At 66.2% G+C, this 19,818-nt stretch carries 18 protein-coding genes; 1 reads left to right on the top strand and 17 read right to left on the bottom strand.

All coding sequences use genetic code 11. The features are described from left to right. Positions 1-42 precede the first annotated feature (42 nt). The 9 genes from ACV22W_RS09050 to ACV22W_RS09010 form a co-directional block, all read right to left on the bottom strand. On the bottom strand, positions 43-552 hold the full coding sequence (locus tag ACV22W_RS09050; RefSeq protein WP_448018853.1) for an OmpA family protein: 510 nt from the start codon (positions 550-552) through the stop codon (positions 43-45). A gap of 84 nt (positions 553-636) precedes the next feature. Continuing rightward, on the bottom strand, positions 637-1,905 hold the full coding sequence (locus tag ACV22W_RS09045; protein ID WP_448018852.1) for a diguanylate cyclase domain-containing protein: 1,269 nt from the start codon (positions 1,903-1,905) through the stop codon (positions 637-639). Further along, a complete protein-coding gene (locus ACV22W_RS09040) occupies positions 1,902-2,609 on the bottom strand; it encodes a YfiR family protein (protein WP_448018851.1) in 708 nt (235 codons plus the stop codon). The genes ACV22W_RS09045 and ACV22W_RS09040 overlap by 4 nt, the downstream gene beginning before the upstream one ends. A gap of 224 nt (positions 2,610-2,833) precedes the next feature. Further along, positions 2,834-3,559 carry an SMI1/KNR4 family protein gene (locus ACV22W_RS09035; RefSeq protein ID WP_448018850.1) on the bottom strand — a complete coding sequence of 242 codons (726 nt, stop codon included), beginning with the start codon at positions 3,557-3,559 and terminating at the stop codon, positions 2,834-2,836. Between the two features lie 33 nt (positions 3,560-3,592). Further along, the gene (locus tag ACV22W_RS09030) at positions 3,593-4,894 is read right to left on the bottom strand and encodes a PAAR domain-containing protein (RefSeq protein WP_059534271.1); all 1,302 of its coding nucleotides are present in this window, start codon (positions 4,892-4,894) and stop codon (positions 3,593-3,595) included. After that, the gene (locus tag ACV22W_RS09025; protein ID WP_448018849.1) at positions 4,891-5,676 is read right to left on the bottom strand and encodes a DUF1795 domain-containing protein; all 786 of its coding nucleotides are present in this window, start codon (positions 5,674-5,676) and stop codon (positions 4,891-4,893) included. The genes ACV22W_RS09030 and ACV22W_RS09025 overlap by 4 nt, the downstream gene beginning before the upstream one ends. A 77-nt stretch (positions 5,677-5,753) precedes the next feature. Continuing rightward, entirely contained in the window at positions 5,754-6,320 is a 567-nt protein-coding gene (locus ACV22W_RS09020; RefSeq protein WP_448018848.1) for a hypothetical protein, read from the bottom strand. Beyond that, the gene (locus ACV22W_RS09015) at positions 6,295-9,246 is read right to left on the bottom strand and encodes a type VI secretion system Vgr family protein (RefSeq protein ID WP_448018847.1); all 2,952 of its coding nucleotides are present in this window, start codon (positions 9,244-9,246) and stop codon (positions 6,295-6,297) included. The genes ACV22W_RS09020 and ACV22W_RS09015 overlap by 26 nt, the downstream gene beginning before the upstream one ends. Positions 9,247-9,719: 473 nt before the next feature. Then, the gene (locus ACV22W_RS09010; RefSeq protein WP_448018846.1) at positions 9,720-9,953 is read right to left on the bottom strand and encodes a hypothetical protein; all 234 of its coding nucleotides are present in this window, start codon (positions 9,951-9,953) and stop codon (positions 9,720-9,722) included. 152 nt (positions 9,954-10,105) lie between these two features. Between ACV22W_RS09010 and ACV22W_RS09005 the strand changes: the two genes are divergently transcribed. Continuing rightward, positions 10,106-11,347 (top strand): NAD(P)/FAD-dependent oxidoreductase, encoded by a 1,242-nt coding sequence (locus ACV22W_RS09005; RefSeq protein WP_448018845.1) that lies wholly within the window; start codon positions 10,106-10,108, stop codon positions 11,345-11,347. Positions 11,348-11,363: 16 nt separating this feature from the next. On the opposite strand, the gene ACV22W_RS09000 is transcribed toward ACV22W_RS09005, so the two are convergent. The 8 genes from ACV22W_RS09000 to ACV22W_RS08965 all read right to left on the bottom strand — a co-directional run bounded on the left by ACV22W_RS09000 (position 11,364) and on the right by ACV22W_RS08965 (position 19,781). Continuing rightward, on the bottom strand, positions 11,364-12,125 hold the full coding sequence (locus ACV22W_RS09000; RefSeq protein WP_448018844.1) for a FadR/GntR family transcriptional regulator: 762 nt from the start codon (positions 12,123-12,125) through the stop codon (positions 11,364-11,366). Between the two features lie 74 nt (positions 12,126-12,199). Next, the gene (locus ACV22W_RS08995) at positions 12,200-13,090 is read right to left on the bottom strand and encodes an amidohydrolase family protein (protein WP_448018843.1); all 891 of its coding nucleotides are present in this window, start codon (positions 13,088-13,090) and stop codon (positions 12,200-12,202) included. 43 nt (positions 13,091-13,133) lie between these two features. After that, positions 13,134-14,075 carry a substrate-binding domain-containing protein gene (locus ACV22W_RS08990; protein ID WP_448018842.1) on the bottom strand — a complete coding sequence of 314 codons (942 nt, stop codon included), beginning with the start codon at positions 14,073-14,075 and terminating at the stop codon, positions 13,134-13,136. A gap of 75 nt (positions 14,076-14,150) precedes the next feature. Next, complete coding sequence (locus ACV22W_RS08985; RefSeq protein WP_448018841.1) at positions 14,151-15,188, bottom strand: ABC transporter permease; 1,038 nt, start codon at positions 15,186-15,188, stop codon at positions 14,151-14,153. 30 nt (positions 15,189-15,218) lie between these two features. Further along, positions 15,219-16,760, bottom strand: a complete 1,542-nt coding sequence (locus ACV22W_RS08980; RefSeq protein WP_448018840.1) for a sugar ABC transporter ATP-binding protein — start codon at positions 16,758-16,760, stop codon at positions 15,219-15,221. A 12-nt stretch (positions 16,761-16,772) separates the two neighbouring features. Continuing rightward, the gene (locus ACV22W_RS08975) at positions 16,773-17,549 is read right to left on the bottom strand and encodes an SDR family oxidoreductase (protein WP_448018839.1); all 777 of its coding nucleotides are present in this window, start codon (positions 17,547-17,549) and stop codon (positions 16,773-16,775) included. 88 nt (positions 17,550-17,637) lie between these two features. Beyond that, positions 17,638-18,915, bottom strand: coding sequence for an L-fuconate dehydratase (locus ACV22W_RS08970; RefSeq protein ID WP_448018838.1), 1,278 nt, complete (start codon positions 18,913-18,915; stop codon positions 17,638-17,640). Positions 18,916-18,938: 23 nt separating this feature from the next. Beyond that, positions 18,939-19,781: an ureidoglycolate lyase gene (locus tag ACV22W_RS08965; protein WP_059534249.1), complete on the bottom strand. Its 843-nt coding sequence runs from the start codon at positions 19,779-19,781 to the stop codon at positions 18,939-18,941. Positions 19,782-19,818: the final 37 nt, after the last annotated feature.

Here is a 19,818-nt window from a genome sequence, read left to right as displayed (position 1 = left end):
TCGTGACTGCTGACGTCGCTGATCATCCAGACGTGACGCCCCTCACCTCGGCGAAACCACGATCGCCGCCCGCCGATTCTGCATTCTCCCGGCTGGCGTCCGGTTATCGCCCACCGGATCGCTCTTCCCCTTCGGGACAACCGCAATCCGCTTCCCGTCGAGCCCCACGTCCACCAGCTCGATCGCCACCACCTCCGCCCGCCGCCGCGACAACTCGAGATCGTAGGCGGCCTCTCCTTCCTCGTCGGAGTATCCATAAACCCGCACCCCGTTGATCCCCGCCGACCTCAACGTCCTGCCGATCCGCTCGACGATCCGCCTGACATCCGGCTTGAGGTTGTACCGATCGAAATCGAACAGAATCGGCCCCGTCGACCCGAACTCGAACCCCTGCTCGGTCTCCTGGAAGCCGGCCGACTTCAGCGCCGTGACCTGCGTCTGCGTGAGCCCCCGATGAAGCGGCGGCGTCTTGCATCCGCAGAGCAGCAGGCACAGAAGCACCGCGCTCGCGACGCACATCCTCCCAATGCTCACAGGCAACGAGTCATCCATGATCGACCCCTTCGTGCGCGCCCGCTTCGCGCGCGCTTGTTATCCCGCCGCCGCGGCCTCGCCCGCGGCGCGAAACGACAGACATCAAACCCGTCCCGCTACGCCCTCCGCCAGCTGCCACGACCCCGGCCGCGCACGCTTGGCGCGATACATCGCGGCATCCGCCGCGCGCAGCAAGCCGCTCGCGTCTGACGCATGATCGGGATACAGCGCAATACCGGCACTCATCATGGTGGCCACCATGCGTCCGTCGGGCAGTTCGATCGACGGCACCATGCCGGACAAGATCTCGTCGGCGATCCGGCACACGCTGTCCGTATCGCGCACAGCGGTCAGCATCACCGCGAATTCGTCGCCGCCCAGCCGAGCGACGAGATCGGTCTCGCGCACCTGCGCGCGCAACCGCGCCGCCACGCCGATCAGCACCGCGTCGCCGGCATCGTGGCCGAGGCCATCGTTGATTTCCTTGAAGCGGTCGCAGTCCAGATACAGAATGGCGACCCGCAGCCCCGTCACCACGGCGTCGCAGAGTGCAAGCGACAGACGCGACTCGAACTGCACGCGGTTGGGCAGCCCCGTGAGCGCATCGTGCGTGGCCTTGTGTTCGAGCGACGCGTTTTCGTCACGCAGGGTGTTCTGCCAGTCTTCGAATTCGTCGAGCAATGCGTTGAAGTCGTCGCCGAGCTGATTCAGTTCGGCGATCGCCACCGGCTCGACGCGACGCGCGAACGCACGCTCGCGCCGCACGGCGTGCGCGACACCGGCCAGCGCCCGCAGCGGCGCAACGATGTTGCGCAGCAAACGCTTCGAGCTGACATACGCGCCGAGCACGCTGACGGCCAGGCCGCCGAGAATGCCGCCGATGCCGCCGAGCAGGAATCCGAAGAACTGATGCCCGCGACCGCGCACGATGACCTGGCCGATAACGATGCCGTCGTGCATCACCGGAGCGCTCACGGGCCCGGGCAGCGCCAGCGCGGCAACGCCGCGCTCGAGCCGGGCGATCCGGCCTTCGGCAGGCAGTTTCCACGTCGCGAACAACTGGCCTCTGCCATCGGTGACCACCACCTGAGCGACGTCCTCGTCGGTGGCGATCATCGCGATCGCCTCGTTCGCCGCGACGCGGTCGCCGAACACGAGCGCCGCCTCGACCGTGTAACCGAGCGAGCGCGCCAGCAGGTTCAGGTTGTTGCCGGCGTACGCGCGCAGCGCGATCACGGCGACGACGATCAGCGACACGGCTGCCATCGCGACCGCGACGAACGCAAGGCGCAAATGCGCGCGGCGCAACACGCTTTGCAGCGTCGGGCGCGACACACGCGAAGGCGAAATGGAGGGTGCGGAACGTGTCATGGCGTCAGCGTCCGCCGCGCGAGATTGAGCACGTTCGGATGCACGCGCACGCCACTGCGCGCGACGGCGTCGAGATTGATGTCGAACGTGACGTGTTCGCCTTCGACCGCGAGACAGAACATGCTGCCCGCGGTGCATGACGGATCGTGTTCGGCAATGGTCAGCACCGGACGGCCGACCAGCGCGGTTCGTACCCGCTTTCGCTCGTCGCTTCCGAGCGCGCCGAGATACACGACGTCGCATGCGACGCCGAGCGCGGGGTCGTCGAAGCGGACCCGCTGCACGTCGAGCACGGTCGAGCCGGCCTGCATCGAGTCGGTGAGATCGCCCGCGTAGTCGGGCCTGCCCGTCACGCACAGATGCAGGCGAGCGGGCGTCGTCGGCCAGCGCGTGAAACTGACGATGCCGAGCACGACTTGGCGTACGGCGGAGTCGTGTGACGAAAAGGCGGGACTAGTGGGATTGACGGGTGTCGTGGTGCCGACGAGCCGCACCGTGTCGTTCGGCTCGTCGGCATCGCCGGGCGCCCCGGCAAGGACGGCCGGGGCAACGCTCAGAACGCAAACGATTGCGATGAACGCGTGGCGCAATCCGGCGACTCGGCCCGACCGGCCGGACGCCGTCCGTACGGCGATTGCCGCCGCACCCGCTGGCGTCGATGCGGCCGCATGACTCGCGGCCGTCGCGCACACACTCGCATCCATGATGGAAACATCTGCTGCAGTCGTTCCCGGCCCTGCCTCCTGCCTGCCGTGCGCGCGCAGGCACCGTGTCGCGCGCACGAGTGCTTCCATCTTAGGTAAAAATCTGCATCCCGAACCAGTGGGAAACACCCGACAGTAACGTCATAAGGTACGCGGAAACGATGCCGTGCGCGACGATGCGCGTGGACCTGCATGCGGCATCCTCGTGCTCCGCGCGTGTCGGATCACCGCTTGTCGGCTTCCTCGACGAATATCTCGAACCACGCATTCATGACGGCCCAGAAATCCACCGGCTCGAGCTCGGTCGGATTCTCGTGCCACCAGAGCCGTCCTGCCGCGCCGCCGTCGCCGGCACTGTCGCGCAGATCCAGGCACAGATAGTCGCCGCTGCCGTTCTGAAATATCGTCCACACGAGATCGGGATTCACGCCGAGCTTGCGCGTCTCGTCGGGTGTCAGGTCGAGCTTGGCTGTCAGCGCGGTCTGGTCGCCGATCGGCATCGGTCCCATCGAGTTGGCGGGAAAGAAGGTCCAGCCGTTGTGCGTGAACTGATAGAAGCTGCGCAGATCGTCAGGCAGCGCACGCCACAGCGACATGTCGTCCGACACGAGATCGCCGAGCGGCGGATGGCCGATGAAGAAGTTCAGGTCGTCGCCTTCGACCGTGTAGGGATAGAGCAGGCACAGGTCGCCGTTTTCCTTCTGGAACACGGCAGGTCGCCGCAGCTTCTCGGCGAAGAACGTCTCGACCGCGGGCAGGCGGCCGATGACACCTGCCCACATCTTCGCGAGCCAGTTGCCGAGCGCGGCGTCGGACGTATCGAGCAGCGCGCGCCACGCGGTCGGCACCTGGACGTCGGCGGGAATCTCGTTCGACGCGAGCCAGACGTGCCCTCGCAACCGGAAGCGTTGCAGTTCGGCGGCGTAAGTCTTCGCGGATAGCTCAATCATTGCCAGTCACCATTGAATTCGTCATCGGGAATTCTACTTCGGCTGATCGCCGAGCAACTCGTTGATCTGCTGCTGCAGCAGCGTCCGGTTGTCGGCTTCGCGCTGCATCATCTTCTGTCGGAACCCTTCGTCCACCTTGATGCCGCCCTTCTTGTATTCAGTCCACTCGGCATAGGACTTCGATCCCTTCGACGTATTGGCGGTCTCGCTGAGACCCACGAAATTGTCCGGGTTGTTGAGCACCTTGACCTGGTTATCGAAGGACAGATCCTTGAACCCGGGCATCTCGGTGATCTCCTTCATCGACACGATGTGATCCGCATGCAACGGCTTGTCGATCGTGAGGCCCGGCAGCGCGGGATCGTCCATGCCCGGCTCGAAATTCTCGTTGACCATCTTCTGGATCTTCGAACTTGGCGTCTTGGACCGCAACTGCTCGTAGAGCGTTCGCGGCACGCCCTTGGTCGTGACCCGAATGTTGCCGCCGTTCGAGCCGAGCGTGTTCGGCTCGATTTCCACCTTGGTCCGGTTCAACACGTCGACGGCGTTCTTCGCGGCTTCGGTGTCGGCCCCCTTCGCCCCCAGCCCGAGCAACGCGAATCCCGCCACGCCGACCATGATGTCGCCGTAGCCGGGACCCAGCGATTCGCCCCACGAATGCAGCGCATTCAGGCCGACGTTGGCGCCGATCACGGTCCCCGCGAACAGCGCGGTGGCACCGGCGCCTGCCGCGAGTGCGCCCAGGCCGGCCGCGCCAAGCGCAACGAAGCCGAGCACCTCGAGGGCCGTCTCGACCATCGCCTCGGTATCGTGGATAGCCACGACGGTGACGGTCTCTCCGCCGACCGTCACGTTGTCGCTCGCGGTCTTGATGACGGCACCGCACTCCATCTTCATCGACAGACGTGCCATCGGCTTGCCGTTGACGGTCACGGTCCGCGAGCCCTGCGCCACGAGCAGTTTCGGCTTGGGGAAGTGATTGAACGGCAGGCCGTTGCATTCGTCGGCAAAATCGACGCCGGCACGCAGCGCGGTACGACTGTTGACCGTGACGTTCGACGATCCCGGATGAAGCATGCCGGTGGTTGGACCGGATATGTTGGCCGCCTTCTGTATGCCGCGCACGAGCGCGCCGCCGGCGAGGCCGCCGCCCGCCACGCAGCCCCCGACGATCGCGACGAGCGCGAGACCGCCCGTGGCCGCGGTCGCCGTCACGATGGCGGCGGCGACGACCGCGCCGACCACGGCGCCGGCGATCATCCCGAGCAGGCCGAAGCCATGCGCGATCTCGTCGCCCATGCGGGCGGCGCGCAGGGCCGCCTCGGCACCGCTCATGACGACGCGCCGTCCGCGCGCTGCAGCCGCAGATGCGCTTCGATGTCCTGCATCGTCAGCAGCGGCGGCACGCCTTCCACGGCAGTCACCGCGTCGAGACGGCGCCGCAATTCGAGCCCCGAATAGCCGGGATCGGGACGCAGCTCGTAGCGCCCTTCCGCCTTGAACAGCCCGTGACGGCTACGCTGGACGATCGTCGGCGCGAGCGGCGAACCATCGCTTGCGAAAAACACCCAGTCGTGACTTTCGACTTCGCGCGCGCTGATGCGCTCGCATGCCGCGCGAAGATCCGGATAGACGCGCAGCACGCGCGTCTTCGCCGACAGCGCGAACACGTGCGGCAGGACTTCGCGCGGCGCGGCCTGCGCATCGCCGTCATCCGGCGCGGGCGGCATCACGACGAACGACGACAGGATCGCCGTCCATGCGGGAATGTGCCGCTCGAAATCCTCGACACGCGCATTGAGCGTGAACACCAGCATCGCATCGTCGAGCCTGACCATTGCCTGTCGCTGCCGCAGCAGCGTCTTGTCGCTGCGCCACTGGTAGTCGAGCATGAGGCCGGGACGCCCGTCGATCGTGACGGTCTCGCGCGCGAGCGGCTTGTATGCGGGAAACTGACGCTTGAATGCCGTCTGCTGGGCATCCGCGTATGCGCCCACATCGTCGAGCGGCGTGTCGTAGTCGCGCGTGACCACGAACGCCACGTCCTTGCGGCCGGACGCGTCGGGCAAGTGGAACACGTTCATGGTCTGGTCTCGCCAGCCATCGGGCAAGACCATGCACCCCTCGTGCAATCGGTAAACCGCCATTCCGTTCTTCCTTTCGTTGATCCGGACGCATGCGTCCCGGCGGTGCGTTACTTCGTCTTCTCGCCGAAGCCGACGCTCGACAGGCAATCGGGGTTGCGCTCCGCGAACCCGAACACGAGTTCGCCCCATGCGGTCTCCGAGCGGAATGTCGTTTCCTCGTTCGGCGAGCGGCCCGACGGCGCACCGGCGATGCGCATCCCGGCAAAACGCCCCTTCACGTCGTCGCGGCGGATGCAACGGCCGGACAGCGTCAACGTGAGCGCCCCGCGCGCGTCGCCTTCGTTGCTCGTTCGCAGCACGATTCGCTCGATCCGCGTGCCGTCGTCGAGCGCGATCGGGGCCCCGTCGCCGTTGCTCCAGAACGTGAAGTATTCGTTGCTCGATTCGGTACGGGCGAGCGTCGTGTGAAGCAGGTGCTCGACGGGCTCACGCCGGATCGGCTGATGGGCACCGAGCTGGTCGATCAATTGCCAGAGACTGAGTTGAACGGTTGTGTGCATCTTCTTCGATCCCTCCGAACAGGCCGGCGTTACGCCCAGCGACAGTGCGAGCAACAGCGGTGCGACGATCGCCGCGCCACGGCCGCGCTTAGTGGGACGGGTAGTTACGGTCATACCAGCTTCCGTAGTAGGTTTGATAATTGACATACTGGCCGTTGACCGGCACGGACGCATATTCTCCGGTGCCGTAGACATGCCCGATCGCGGCGCGCGCCGCGCTTGCGTCGCCGTCATGCAGGAACCGGTTGTACGCTGCGTTGTAGGCCGGCGCATTGTCCGGATTGCCGGCGATACTGATGTTCGGGCCGCCGTGCGCGAGAATTTCGCGCTGCACCTTGATGTTGTTCATCGTGGCCGCGCCTTCATCCGCCAGTTCGCTATTGACGTAGCTGGTTCTGGATGAGTAGTCCGGCGTGCCCTGATACAGCGCGTGTCCGGTCTCATGCGCCAACCCCCGGACCACGGCCTTCGGATTCTCGCGGTCGGCGCCGTCGATCACGATCGTCGGCGGATGTCCGCTCTTGTTCGTGGACGAGCCATGATTCGCGGGGCCATACTCGATGTGCCAGCCGTCCTTCTGCAGTGTCGCGATGTCATGTTCGAGCGTAGGCGATTTCGCGGCGAGCTGGTCGACACCGGGGCCCAGCCCGGTCGTCACGGCCTTCTTCCGCGCGGCCTTTGCGTGCTTCTTCCCATGACCGGGCGCAGCCGCCGCGGCGCCACCACCGCCGCCACCGCCGCCGCCTCCGGCCACCGGCGCCGCGAGATCGGGCGTCGGCGCGCTCGGGTCGGTAACGGGCACGAGCGGCGGCGATGCCGGCCCGGTCGCACCGTCGGGATTCAGGTCGACGCTTTGCGAACCGAGCACGACGACGCGCGTGCCGTCGATCACGATCTGTCCGTCTGCCGACAGCGTGATCTTCGCCTTTCCGCATTCGAGGATGATCGATTGCGAGCCCTTCACATGCACGTGCTCGGTATCGGATTCGATCTGCACGGGGCCCTTCGCCTTGAGCGCCATGTGCTGTTCCTGCGCATGCAGGATCACGGCCGTCTTTGCGGTGTGCTGAATGTGCTCGTCCTGCGACTGCACGGAAATCGCCTTGCGCACGATGTTCGCGTGCTGGCCCTGCGAGACGATATTCGTCTGGTTCGGGCCGTTTACGACCGTCACGTGATTGTTCTGGACGGTCGTGGCCATATCCTTCTGACTATGGATATTGACCAGTTCGTCGCCCTTCCTGTCGTGGATCACGATCTCGCAAAACCCGCCTCCGCCCGGCGTGGAATTGCTGTGGAATCCCATCTGGTGCGCGCCGTCGGGTAACGCATACGGCGGCGTCTGCTCGGCGTTGAACATGCGGCCGACGATGATCGGCCGATCCGGGTCGCCGTTCAGGAAGTCGACGATGACTTCCTGGTTCACGCGCGGAATCGCGACGGTTCCCCAGCCGCGTCCCGCCCACGGCTGCGACACGCGGATCCAGCAGGAACTCTCGTGGTCGTTCTTGCCGTATCGGTCCCACGGAAACTGGACCTTGATGCGGCCCATCCCGTCGGTATGGATTTCCTGCCCCTTCGGGCCGACCACGATCGCGCTCTGCGGTCCGGGCATGATCGGCTTCTCATGCTGCCGCACCGGACGATACGGAATCTTGCTGCGGATCAGCGTGAGCGTGCTGCGGAAACTGCCGGGTTGCGTCGACGCATCGTCGAAATTGTTCTTTGCGTCGATCTCGATGCCGACGACGAGGAATTCGTTGTCGTCCTGCTTGGCCGGGTCGAACCAGAAGTGCCCGTCGATCCTGAACTTGCGGCCGACGGTGAGCCCGCGGCATCCCGATTCGCCCCGGAACACCTTGGCCTGCCACTCGTATACTTCGAGCCGGCGCTTGGCTTCCGCCTCGCCCTCGCTGGCGTCCTTGTACGCGAATGCAGAATTCCCGTCGTATACCTCGAGCTTCGGCGCGTTGCCTTGGTCGGCCAGCGTCGGCAACTCGACGTATGGCCGACTCTTCGGGTGCTTGTAGTCGAAGGTATGCAGCGCGACCACGCCCGGCTGGGTTTCCCGGCTGGCCGACAGCGCGGTCAACCGGTCGGCCTGCTGCACGCCGCTCGCCGCGTTGTAGGTGACGACGGGATCGTGCGCCTGATCGGGGCACGACGTCGAGTCGTCGGCGATCACGAGCGTGTGACCGTCCTGCCGATATTCGAAGTAGTAGAACAGCCCGTGCCGCTCGAGCAGCCGGCTGACGAAATTCAGGTCGCTCTCCTGGAACTGGACGACGTAATCCTCGGACTTCAGTTCCTGCTTGATGTGCGTCTGGTAATCGACCAGCGCGCCGTAATCGGCGAAAACCTTGCGCAACACGTCGAGCACCGTGACCTGCTGATAGATGCGACTGTTGACCCGCTTGCCGAGATACCACAGCCACGGCACCAGCTCGCCGCGGTAATGCGCGATGCCGCCGTCGTTGCGTTCGAACCCGAAGCGCACCAGATAGCCGTGAATCTGCCGCTCCGATCCGTCCCGCAGCATGATATTGACGGCGACCGCCTGATTCAGCACGTCCTTCAGATCGATCGACGGATTTTGCGTGACCAGGTCCAGCGTGTAGCTCGGCATCTGCGACAGCGCTTCGCCCCCCTTGATCGCCGCGATCGAGAGCGCGCGGGAGCCGGTCAGCGGCGACTGGAATCGAAGCAGACGGGTCGTCTCGCTGAACGGCAACGCCGATGCCGCGGCGGCGGACGGGCCGGGCGCCTGGCCCGGCATGAAGAATTGCGGCTCGGACGCGAGGTCGGAAAGCGGTTGCCCGGACAGCGGGTGATCGTCGGGCGGCGCGGCGGCGGCCATCGGCGACGGCGAGGCAAGTGCCGCCCCCATGCCGGACATCGCGCCGGAAGCGAGTTGCCCCGCGAGCGGATTCAGCATGCCTGCCGCCGGGGCGGCCATCGACGCCGCAATCTGGGCCGGATTGCCGCCGGCGGCCAGCGCCTGCATGACGGCCGACGCGGTCGGCGCAATCTTGCCGACCACGGGATTCGCCGCCAACGCCATTTGCATCGCGCCGGATGTCAGCGCGCCCGCAAGCGGAGACGATCCCGCGGATTCGGCGACCCCGACGCTTCGTGGCATCTCTTTCATGGGCCCTCTCGCTTTCTTATTTCTGGTTACCGCGACGCATGCGGCGCGGTTTTACTGCATGTCGATCCGAAATAATCATTTCGAAACGGACGTTCGCCGGGATATGCTTCTTCGATTTTTTCCGCGATCTCCGAAACAGCATTCGCCAATACAACGGCATCGGAGCAAACCGACATTTCCCGCTCGATATATGTCTCTTTTATGGCGGAGATTATCTATCTCTCCAGACAAGCGGCGCCATCATAACGGCACGACTCACACCCGTCCATACTTTCAATTAAGCTTCCCACTCGAATATTTCCGTGTTTTCTCGACGCGTAATTTTGACGTTCCCGCAATGCAGCACGGCACAATTTTCCGAACGCTTAAATGATCGCGCGCCAGCGATTCGGAAAACTCGCGACCCGCGAGAATCGCGCCAGCGCATCCGGGATTTCCGAAATCACGAGAAAGCCAAAATCGCGGCGCATGGCATCGACTGCATGCGCCGGCGATGAATTCGTCTCTCTGGAAACGCACGATCCGATTTTCGCCGCCGAATATGTCGGGTAATCCAGCGATGCCCGGAAATTCAATTCGCCCGCACCGACGGCCATCATGCTCCGCGCCAGCGCGCACCACACGTGTCGTGTGCAACTGACGATCGTTGCGTCGCCCGCGCCCGGCGGAGGTATCCTTGGGTTCCGAACCGCATTCGCGTCAAAACGAAACGCGGTACCCTTCGCCCAACCATTGCATCTCGGCATCCTCCATGGACTTCGACGTCATCGTTCTAGGCGCGGGCATCGTCGGCGTCTCCGCCGCGCTGCACCTGCAGGATCGCGGCCGCAAGGTCGCCCTCGTCGACCGCGGCGCGCCCGGTGAAGGCACGAGCTTCGGCAACGCGGGGCTGATCGAGCGTTCGTCGATCGAACCGTATCCGTTCCCGCGCAGCCCGTTCACGCTGATGCGCTATGCGCTCAACCGCTCCACCGATCTCTATTGGCACAGCGCGTCGCTGCCCGCGTTCGCGCCGTGGCTCGCGCGCTTCTGGTGGGAATCGGCGCCGCTGCGCCACGCGGCAGCCTCGCGCGACATGCTGCCGCTGATCGAGCGCTGCATCGTCGAGCACGACGCGCTGATCGCGCGCGCCGGCGCCGGCGAACTGGTGCGCGCCAGCGGCTGGATGGAAGCGTTCCGCACGCCTGCCGCGTTCGAGCGCGCGGTCGCCGATGCGGAACTCACCGCGCGCCGCCACGGGCTCGGCATCACGCCCCTCGATGCCGCGGCACTTCGCGCACGGGAGCCGAGCCTCGCCGCGGGCTTCTGCGGCGCGCTCCACTGGCTCGATCCGAAAAGCGTCGTCGATCCGTCCGCGCTCGTCAAAACCTACGCGCAACTCTTCGTGCAAGGCGGTGGCACGCTGCTCACCGGCGATGCCGCGAGCCTCGACGCGCTGTCGCCCGGCTGGCAGGTCACGACGGACGACGGCAGGATAGCCGCGCCGGCCGTCGTCGTCGCGCTCGGCCCGTGGTCCGACACGGTGTTCGGCAAGTTCGGCTACAAGATTCCGCTGCGCGAGAAGCGCGGCTATCACATGCACTACGCGCCGTCCGAACGCGGCGCGCCGTCGGCGCCGATCGTCGATCGCGAATACGGCTACGTGATCGCGCCGATGCGGCGCGGATTGCGGTTGACCACCGGCGTCGAGATCGCCCGGCGCGGCCTGCCGCCGACGGGTGTACAGCTCGACCGCGCGGAACGCGTCGCGCGCCCGGTGTTCGGCTTCGGCGAGCGGCTCGACCCGCACCCGTGGCTCGGCTTCCGGCCGTGCACGCCCGACATGCGGCCGGTGATCGGCCCCGCGCCCGCGCATCGCGGGTTGTGGTTCTCGTTCGGGCACAACCATCACGGGTTGACGCTCGGCCCCGTCTCCGGCCGCCTGCTCGCCGAGATGATGACCGGCGAGACGCCGTTCACCGATCCGACGCCCTACCGCGCCGACCGCTTCTGATGCCGATCGCCCGCGCTCAGTCGAGCGCGCGGCCGAAGATCCGGATCACTTCGTCGAGATGCTCGGCCATCGCGCGGCGCGCGGCCTCCGGGTCGCGCGAGCGGATCGCGTCGAGGATCGCGCGGTGTTCGAGCTCAGACCGATGCGGCATGTCGTTCGGCATGTACAGCGACTGCAGCCGCTGGAACATCAGGTCGTACTTGTGCGCGAGCAGCTGCTTGATCATCAGCGCATACGCGGGGTTGTCGCTCGCTTCCGCGATACGGATATGGAACAGCCGGTCGCCCGGATGCGTGAGCGAGCCGCTGCGGTTGTCTTCCTGGTTGCGCAGGAACGCCTCGTGAATCCCCTCGATCTGCGCGTCCGAGCCATGTTTCGCGGCGAGCGACGCGGCTTCCGGCTCGATCAGCCGGCGCGCCTGCAGCAGCGCGAACGGCGGGATTTCGGTATCGAGGTCGATCGCGATGCCGAGCTCCGGATCGATCTCGACGATCGAGAATGGCGCGACCTTCGTGTCGATCTGCGGTTGCGGTGCGGTGGCCGCCTCGGGCTGGCGCACCTTCACGCCGTCGCCGACACGCACGCTGACGAGCCCGTTCACCTCGAGCGCGATCAGCGCCTCGCGCACCGACGTGCGCGACACGCCGAACTGCTCGGCCAGTTCGCGCTCGGGCGGCAGGTAGCTGTCCGGCGGGAAGTCGCCTGACTCGATCATCGCGCTGAGCTTGTCGGCGATCTGCTGGTAGAGGCGGCGGTTCTGAATCGGCTGGATGGACATACGTTGATACAGGTAAGCGGTTGCGTGGCGGACGGTCTGACGAATGCGGGAGCGTCAGGCCGTTCGCGCCTATTCTATATGCCGGGCTTCGTATCGCCCGGCACCGCATAGCACCGCGCGGCCGTACCGCCCCACAACGCGTCGCGCTCGGCCGCCGACAACCGCGCTTCGGCCCAGCGCTCGACCAGCGACGCCACTTCGTCGTACGACGCCGCGAGCAGGCATACGGGCCAGTCCGAACCGAACATCAGCCGCTGCGGGCCGAACGCGTCGAGCGCCGCATCGAGGCATTGCTCGATATGGCGAATGTCCTGCCCGCGCAGGCCGCGCCGCCAGTCCGTCTCGGTCACGAGCCCCGACAGCTTGCACACGACGTGCGGCAGCGCGCCCAGCTCGCGCAGCCCGGCGCGCCAGCGGGCGAGCGCGGTGTCGTCGCGGTCGAACTCGGCAAGCGCGGGCTTGCCCGCATGATCGAGCACGAGCCAGTGCGCATCGTGCCGCGCGCAGAATGCGCGCACGTCGCGCAGCTGACGTTCGAACACGAGCACGTCGTACACATAGCCGTTCGCCTGCAGCCAGGCGACGCCTCGATTGAACGCGGGATCCGCGACGAACGCGCCGACGTCGGCTTCGTCCTGCAGCAGGTGACGAAAGCCACGCAGCTTCGGGCTGCGCCATTCAGCGACACGATCGGCGAGCGCCGGCGCACCGAGGTCCTCCCAGCCGACCACCGCCGCGATGCGCGCTTCGTCGCGGGCGAGATCGAGCAGGAACGCCGTCTCGTCGCGTCCGACGCGCGCCTGCACCGCGATCGACGCACCGAGCGCCTGCGCATGCATCTGCGGCCACAGCGCGTCGGGCATGTAATCGCGGGCGAGCACGCCCATGCCGGCGCCGATCCACGGAAAGTCGGTCGCGCGATAACGCCAGAAGTGCTGATGAGAATCGATGCGCACTGCGCCCATGGTGTCCTCGCGTTTCGCCGTCGTTCGCCGTGTCACGTCACGTTCAGTCGTACAGCACCGCCGTGATTTTCGGGTCGTCGATATTGCTCTTGTCGTACCAGTAGAAACCGGTATCGATGACCTTCGGCAGCTCCTCGCCCTTGATCGCCTTCACGGCCGCCTCGACGGTCTTGTAGCCGATCCCGACCGGATTCTGCGTGATCGCGCCGGCCATCATCCCGCTGCGGATAGCGTCCTTCTGCTGCTTGCCGGAATCGTATCCGATGATCACGACCTTGCGCTTCATCTCGCGCACACCGTTCACCACGCCGATCGCCGAGCCTTCGTTGGTGCCGAACAAGCCCTTGAGCTTCGGGTACGCCTGCAGGATCGACTTCGTCACTTCGGTCGACTTCAGCTGGTCGCCTTCGCCGTACTGCACGGTCACGATCCGCACCTTCGGGTGCGCCGATTTCATCCGTTCGACAAAGCCGTCGCGGCGATCGATGCCGGTGCGGCTCGTCTGGTCGTGCGCGACCACGGCCACCTCGCCCTCGTCGCCGATCAGCGCGGCGAGCTTGTCGGCGGCAAGCGCGGCGGCGGCCTTGTTGTTGGTCGCGGCGGTCGTCACCGGGATGTCGCTGTCGACGCCCGAGTCGAACGCGATGACCGGGATCTTCTCGGCCTGCGCCTTCTTCAGGAGCGGCAGCGCCGCCTTGCTGTCGAGCGCCGCGAAGCCGAGCGCCGCCGGCTTCTTCGCGATCGCCGCGGACAGCATGTCGATCTGCTTGTCGACCATCGCCTCGGTTTCGGGGCCTTCGAACGTCACCTTCACCTTGTAGTCCTTCGCGGCCTGCATCGCGCCCGCCTTCACGGCCTGCCAGAACTGATGCTGGAAGCCCTTCGAAATCAGCGGGATGTAGGTTTCCTGCGCCTGCGCGCCGGCCGTCACGCCCACGGCGAACGTCAGTCCGACGATCGCGTTCAACACCTTGCTCCTGATCACTTCGCGTCTCCTTGGTTGGTATCGACTGAAATGCCGGACGGGCCGGCGGTGAAGCACATGTGTGTCGTGCGTGCGTCAGCGGCGGCGCCGGCGCAGGATGTCCACGTAGACGGCGAGGATGATGATCACGCCGGTCACGACGGTCTGCCATTCCTGCGCGACCGACATGATGCGCAGGCCGTTGGTCAGCACGCTCATGATGAACGCACCGATGATGGTGCCGACGATACTGCCCGCGCCGCCCGACAGCGACGTGCCGCCGATCACGACGGCTGCGATCGCATCGAGCTCGTAGCCCTGCCCGAGTGCCGGCTGCGCGGAATTCAGCCGCGACGCGATCAGGAGCCCGGCGATCCCGCACACCGCGCCGCTGAACGTGTAGACGGCGATCTTCCACGCGTCGACGTTCACGCCGGACAGCCGCAGCGCTTCCTCGTTGCTGCCGAGCGCGAACGTGTAGCGGCCGAAGACGGTCCGGTTCAGCACGATCGACGCGCCGACCGCGACGAGGAACAGGATCAGCACCGCGTTCGGAATCGGCAGCGCGGGAATCAGGCTGCCGATCAGCGAATCCTGCGCGATCGACGTGAAGCCCGGCGTGTCGTTGAAGTAGATCGGCCGCGTGCCCGAGATCACGAGCGACAGCCCCTTGAGCAGCATCATCATCCCGAGCGTCGCGATGAACGGCGGCACTTTCATCTTCGCAATCACGAAGCCCGACACGCTGCCCGACAGCGCGCCGAAGCACAGCGCGGCCAGGATCCCGAGCGGCAGCGGCATGCCCCAGTTCGTCAGCACGACACCGGCCATCACCGCGCAGAACGTCATCAGCGTGCCGACCGACAGGTCGATGCCCGACGTGATGATCACGTAGGTACACGCGACGGCCAGCACGCCGTTCACGGCGGTGGCCTGCAGGATCGCCACGAGGTTGTCGACTTCGAGGAAGTTCGACGACGCGAAGCTGAAGAACACGATCAGCAGCACGAGGCTCGCGAACGCGAGCAGCTTCTGCCGCGCGGCCGGGTTGAAGAAGCGCGACTTCAGGCTCGATGCGGCGGCCGGCGTGTCGCCGGAAGCAAGGGGCGGGACGGGATGCGTATCGTTGGACATGGTTTGTAAGCCTAAGGATCGGCGTCTGAATCAGGACAATACGGTCGACTCGCGCTGCGTCGCGAGCTGCATGATCTTTTCCTGCGTGGCGTCGGCCGCGCGCAATTCGCCGGTCACGCGCCCTTCGCACATCACGAGAATCCGGTGGCTCATGCGCAGCACCTCGGGCAACTCCGACGAGATCATCACGATCGCCTTGCCGTCGGCGGCGAGCGCGTCGAGCAGCTTGTAGATCTCGCTTTTCGCGCCGACGTCGATGCCGCGCGTCGGCTCGTCGAAGAACAGGATGTCGCAGTCGCGCAGCAGCCACTTCGCGATCACGATCTTCTGCTGGTTGCCGCCCGACAGGAGCCGCGCCGGCTGCGCGACCGACGGCGTGCGGATCGCGAGCTGCCGCACGTACGACTGCGCGGTGTCGCGCATCCCGCGCGCATCGAGAAACATGCCGCGGCGCACGAAGCGCTGCATGCTCGACAGCGCGATGTTGTCCTGCACGTCCATCCCGACCGCGAGCCCGAAGTGCTTGCGGTCCTCCGACAGATAACCGATCCCGTGCGCGACCGCGTCGGCCGGCGTGCGGATCGTCACCGTCTTGCCGTGCACGCGAATCTCGCCCGCGTCGACCGGATCAGCACCGAACACCGCGCGCGCGACCTCGGTGCGGCCCGCGCCCATCAACCCCGCGAAGCCGAGAATCTCGCCGCGCCGCACCGTGAAGCCGACGTCGCGGATCGCGCGGCCGCGCGACAGCCCACGTACTTCGAGCGCGACCTCGTTGGCCGACGTATCGGGCGGCGTGCGGAACGTCGTATCGAGCTGGCGGCCGACCATCATCGCGATGATCGCGTCCATCGACGTGTCCGCCATCGGCACGGTCGCGACGTACTTGCCGTCGCGCATCACCGTCACGCGATCGGCGATCTGGCGCAGTTCGTCCATCTTGTGCGAGATGTAGACGATGCCGACGCCGTGCGCGCGCAGGTCGCCGATGATGCGGAACAGCTCGGCGATCTCCGCGTTGTTCAGCGCGGCGGTCGGCTCGTCCATGATCAGCACGCGCGAGTCGAACGACAGCGCCTTCGCGATCTCGACCATCTGCTGCTTCGCGACCGTCAGCCGGCCGACCGGCGTGCGCGGATCGAGATCGAGCCGCATCCGCGCGAAGATCGCGGCCGCGTCGCGGTTGAGCTGCTCCTCGTCGACGAACACGCCGAAGCGGCCGCGCGGCTCGCGCCCGATGAAGATGTTCTGCGCGACGCTCAGGTGGTTCATCAGGTTCAGTTCCTGATGGATGATGCCAATGCCGAGCGCCTGCGCGGCGCGCGGATCGTCGATCTCCACCGGGCGGCCGTCCATCCGGATCTCGCCTTCGTCCTTCTGATAAACACCGGCGAGAATCTTCATCAGCGTCGACTTGCCGGCGCCGTTCTCGCCCATCAGCGCGTGGACTTCGCCGGCATGCAGGTCGAACCGGCAATCGTCGAGCGCCTGCACGCCCGGAAAGCGCTTGCCGATGCCGGTCAGCGCAATCAGCGCGGCGGGTGCGGCGGTCGGGTTCAGATCGGGTTGCATGGCTCGATGCCCTCAGCCGATCGCGCGATCGAGATGCGTATAGCCGCCGTCGACGAACAGCCACTGGCCCGTCGTGTGCGACGCGCGGTCCGACAGCAGGAACACGGCCGTGTCGGCGATCTCGTCGGCAGTCGTGAAGCGCTTGCCGAGCGGCACCTTGCCGGCGATTTCCGCGAGCTTCGCTTCGGGATCGTCGAAACCGGCGATCCAGTTCTGGTAGAGCGGCGTCATCACCTCGGCCGGAATCACGGCGTTCACGCGCACGCCGTCGTCGCGCAATGCGACGGCCCATTCGCGCGTCAGCGCGAGTTGCGCGCCCTTCGATGCGCAATAGCCGCTCGTGTTGCCCTGCCCGGTGACGGCCGTCTTCGACGAGATGTTGACGATCGCGCCGCGCGTCGCCTTCAGGTGCGGCACGCAGTAATGCGCCATCACATAGTAGTGGACCAGATTGCGTTCGAGCGATGCGACGAACGCGTCGCGCCCGGCATCGAGCCCCACGCTGTCGTTGATGCCCGCGTTGTTGACGAGACCGTCGATGCGGCCGAAACGTGCGATGGTTTGCGCGACCGCGTCGCGGCACTGCGCGTCGTCCTGAAGCTCGACGGACACGCACGCGGCACGCGGCTGTGTGCGCGTGAGTTCGCGCCAGAAGCCGTCGTCCGGCGTGTGGCGCGCGAACACCACCGGAATCGCGCCTTCGCCGGCCAGCCGCATCGAGATCGCGGCGCCGATGCCCGACGCACCGCCCGTCACGATCACGATCTTGTCTTGCAGATTCAAATCCACTTCGCGTCTCCGTCGTTCATGTTGTCGCCGCGCGGGCCGCGCGCGGTGCATCGTGCGTTCTCGTGCTGCATGCCGCGTGCCACGCGCTTCAGCCGCGGAATCGATACCGTTCCAGCGATTCGGGCTTCATCTCGATCGAAAAGCCGGGCGCCGTCGGCGGCATGTACGCCGCGCCGCGCACGACGCACGGTTCGATGAAATGCTCGTGCAGGTGATCGACGTATTCGGTCACGCGCCCTTCCTTCGTGCCGGAAATGCACACGTAGTCGATCATCGACAGATGCTGCACGTATTCGCACAGCCCGACGCCCCCCGCATGCGGACACACCGCCAGCCCGTACTTGGCGGCCAGCAGCATCACCGCGAGAATCTCGTTGACGCCGCCGAGCCGGCACGCGTCGATCTGTACGACGTCGATGGCGCCGCGCGCGATGAACTGCTTGAACAGCACGCGGTTCTGGCACATCTCGCCGGTCGCGACCTGCACCGGCGCGATCGCCTCGCGGATCTTGCGATGCCCTTCGATGTCGTCGGGGCTCGTCGGCTCCTCGATGAACCACGGTTTCGCGAAGGCCAGCTCGCGCACCCAATCGATCGCCTCGTCGACTTCCCACACCTGGTTCGCGTCGATCATCAGCTTGCGGTCCGGGCCGATCACCTCGCGCGCGATCGTCACGCGACGGATGTCGTCCTCCAGGTTCGCGCCCACCTTCAGCTTCACGTAGTCGAAACCGGCGTCCACTGCCTCGCGGCACAGCCGGCGCAGCTTGTCGTCGCTGTAGCCGAGCCAGCCCGCCGACGTCGTGTAGCACGGGTAGCCTTCGCGCTCGAGCGTCGCGATCCGCGCCGCCTTGCCCGGCGCCTGCCGACGCAGCAGGTCGAGCGCCTCATCCTGCGTCAAGCAGTCGGTCAGGTAGCGGAAATCGATCGCACGCACGATTTCCTCGGGGCTCATGTCCGCGACGAGCCGCCAGAGCGGCTTGCCGGCCGCCTTCGCCCACAGGTCCCACACCGCGTTGACGACGGCGCCCGTCGCCAGATGGATCGCGCCCTTGTCGGGACCGATCCAGCGCAACTGGCTGTCCGACGTCACGTGCCGCCAGAAGCGGCCCATGTCCTCGCGGATCCAGTCGAGGTCGAGGCCGACGACGAGGTGACGCATCGCGTCGATCGCCGCGCAGCAGATTTCGTTGCCGCGCCCGATGGTGAACGTGAGCCCGTGGCCTTCGAGCCCGTCGTGGTCGGTTTCCAGCACGACGTACGCGGCCGAATAGTCGGGGTCCGGATTCATCGCATCGGAGCCGTCGAGCTGCTGCGAGGTCGGAAAGCGCACGTCGAGGACGCGCATCGATCGAATGATAGGCATGACGAACGGTCCGTAAAAGGAAATCAGGCCTGCACGGTGCGCTGGCGCTGCTCGCCCAGCCCGTCGATGCCGAGCGTGATCACCTGCCCGGCGCGCAGATAGACCGGCGGCTTCTGCCCGAGACCGACACCCGGCGGCGTGCCGGTCGAGATCACGTCGCCCGGCTGCAGGCTCATGAAGCGGCTCAGGTAGCTGATCAGGTGCGGCACGCGGAACACCATCGTCGCGGTCGTGCCGTTCTGGTAGCGGTGGCCGTCCACCTCGAGCCACAGCCGCAGCGCGTGCGGATCGGGCACTTCGTCGGCCGTCACGAGCCAGGGCCCAAGCGGGCCGAACGTGTCGTTGCCCTTGCCCTTGTCCCACGTGCCGCCGCGCTCGAGCTGGTATTCGCGCTCCGACACGTCGTTCACCACGCAGTAGCCGGCGACGTGCGACAGCGCGTCGGCCTCGTCGATGTAGCGGCCGCCCTGGCCGATCACCACGCCGAGCTCGACTTCCCAGTCGGTCTTCTCCGAGCCGCGCGGAATCTCGACGTCGTCGTTCGGGCCCGAGATCGCGCTCGTCCATTTGCCGAACACGACCGGCTCCTTCGGGACTTCCATGCCCGATTCGGCCGCGTGATCGGAATAGTTGAGCCCGATGCAGATGAACTTGCCGACGCGGCCGACGCACGCGCCGAGTCGCGGCGTGCCTTCGACGAGCGGCAGCGACGACGGGTCGATGTCACGCAGCCGCGCGAGCGACGCGGGTGTGAGCGCATCGCCGGCGATGTCGTCGATCACGCCCGACAGGTCGCGAATCTTTCCCTGCGCATCGAGCAGGCCCGGTTTTTCGTGGTGTTTGTCGCCAAATCTCAGCAGTTTCATGTTGTATGAGGAAACGGAAAGTGAATGGAACGGCGCG

The organism is Burkholderia sp. AW49-1 (assembly GCF_053427845.1).
This window is presented reverse-complemented; position numbering and strand designations above follow the sequence as displayed.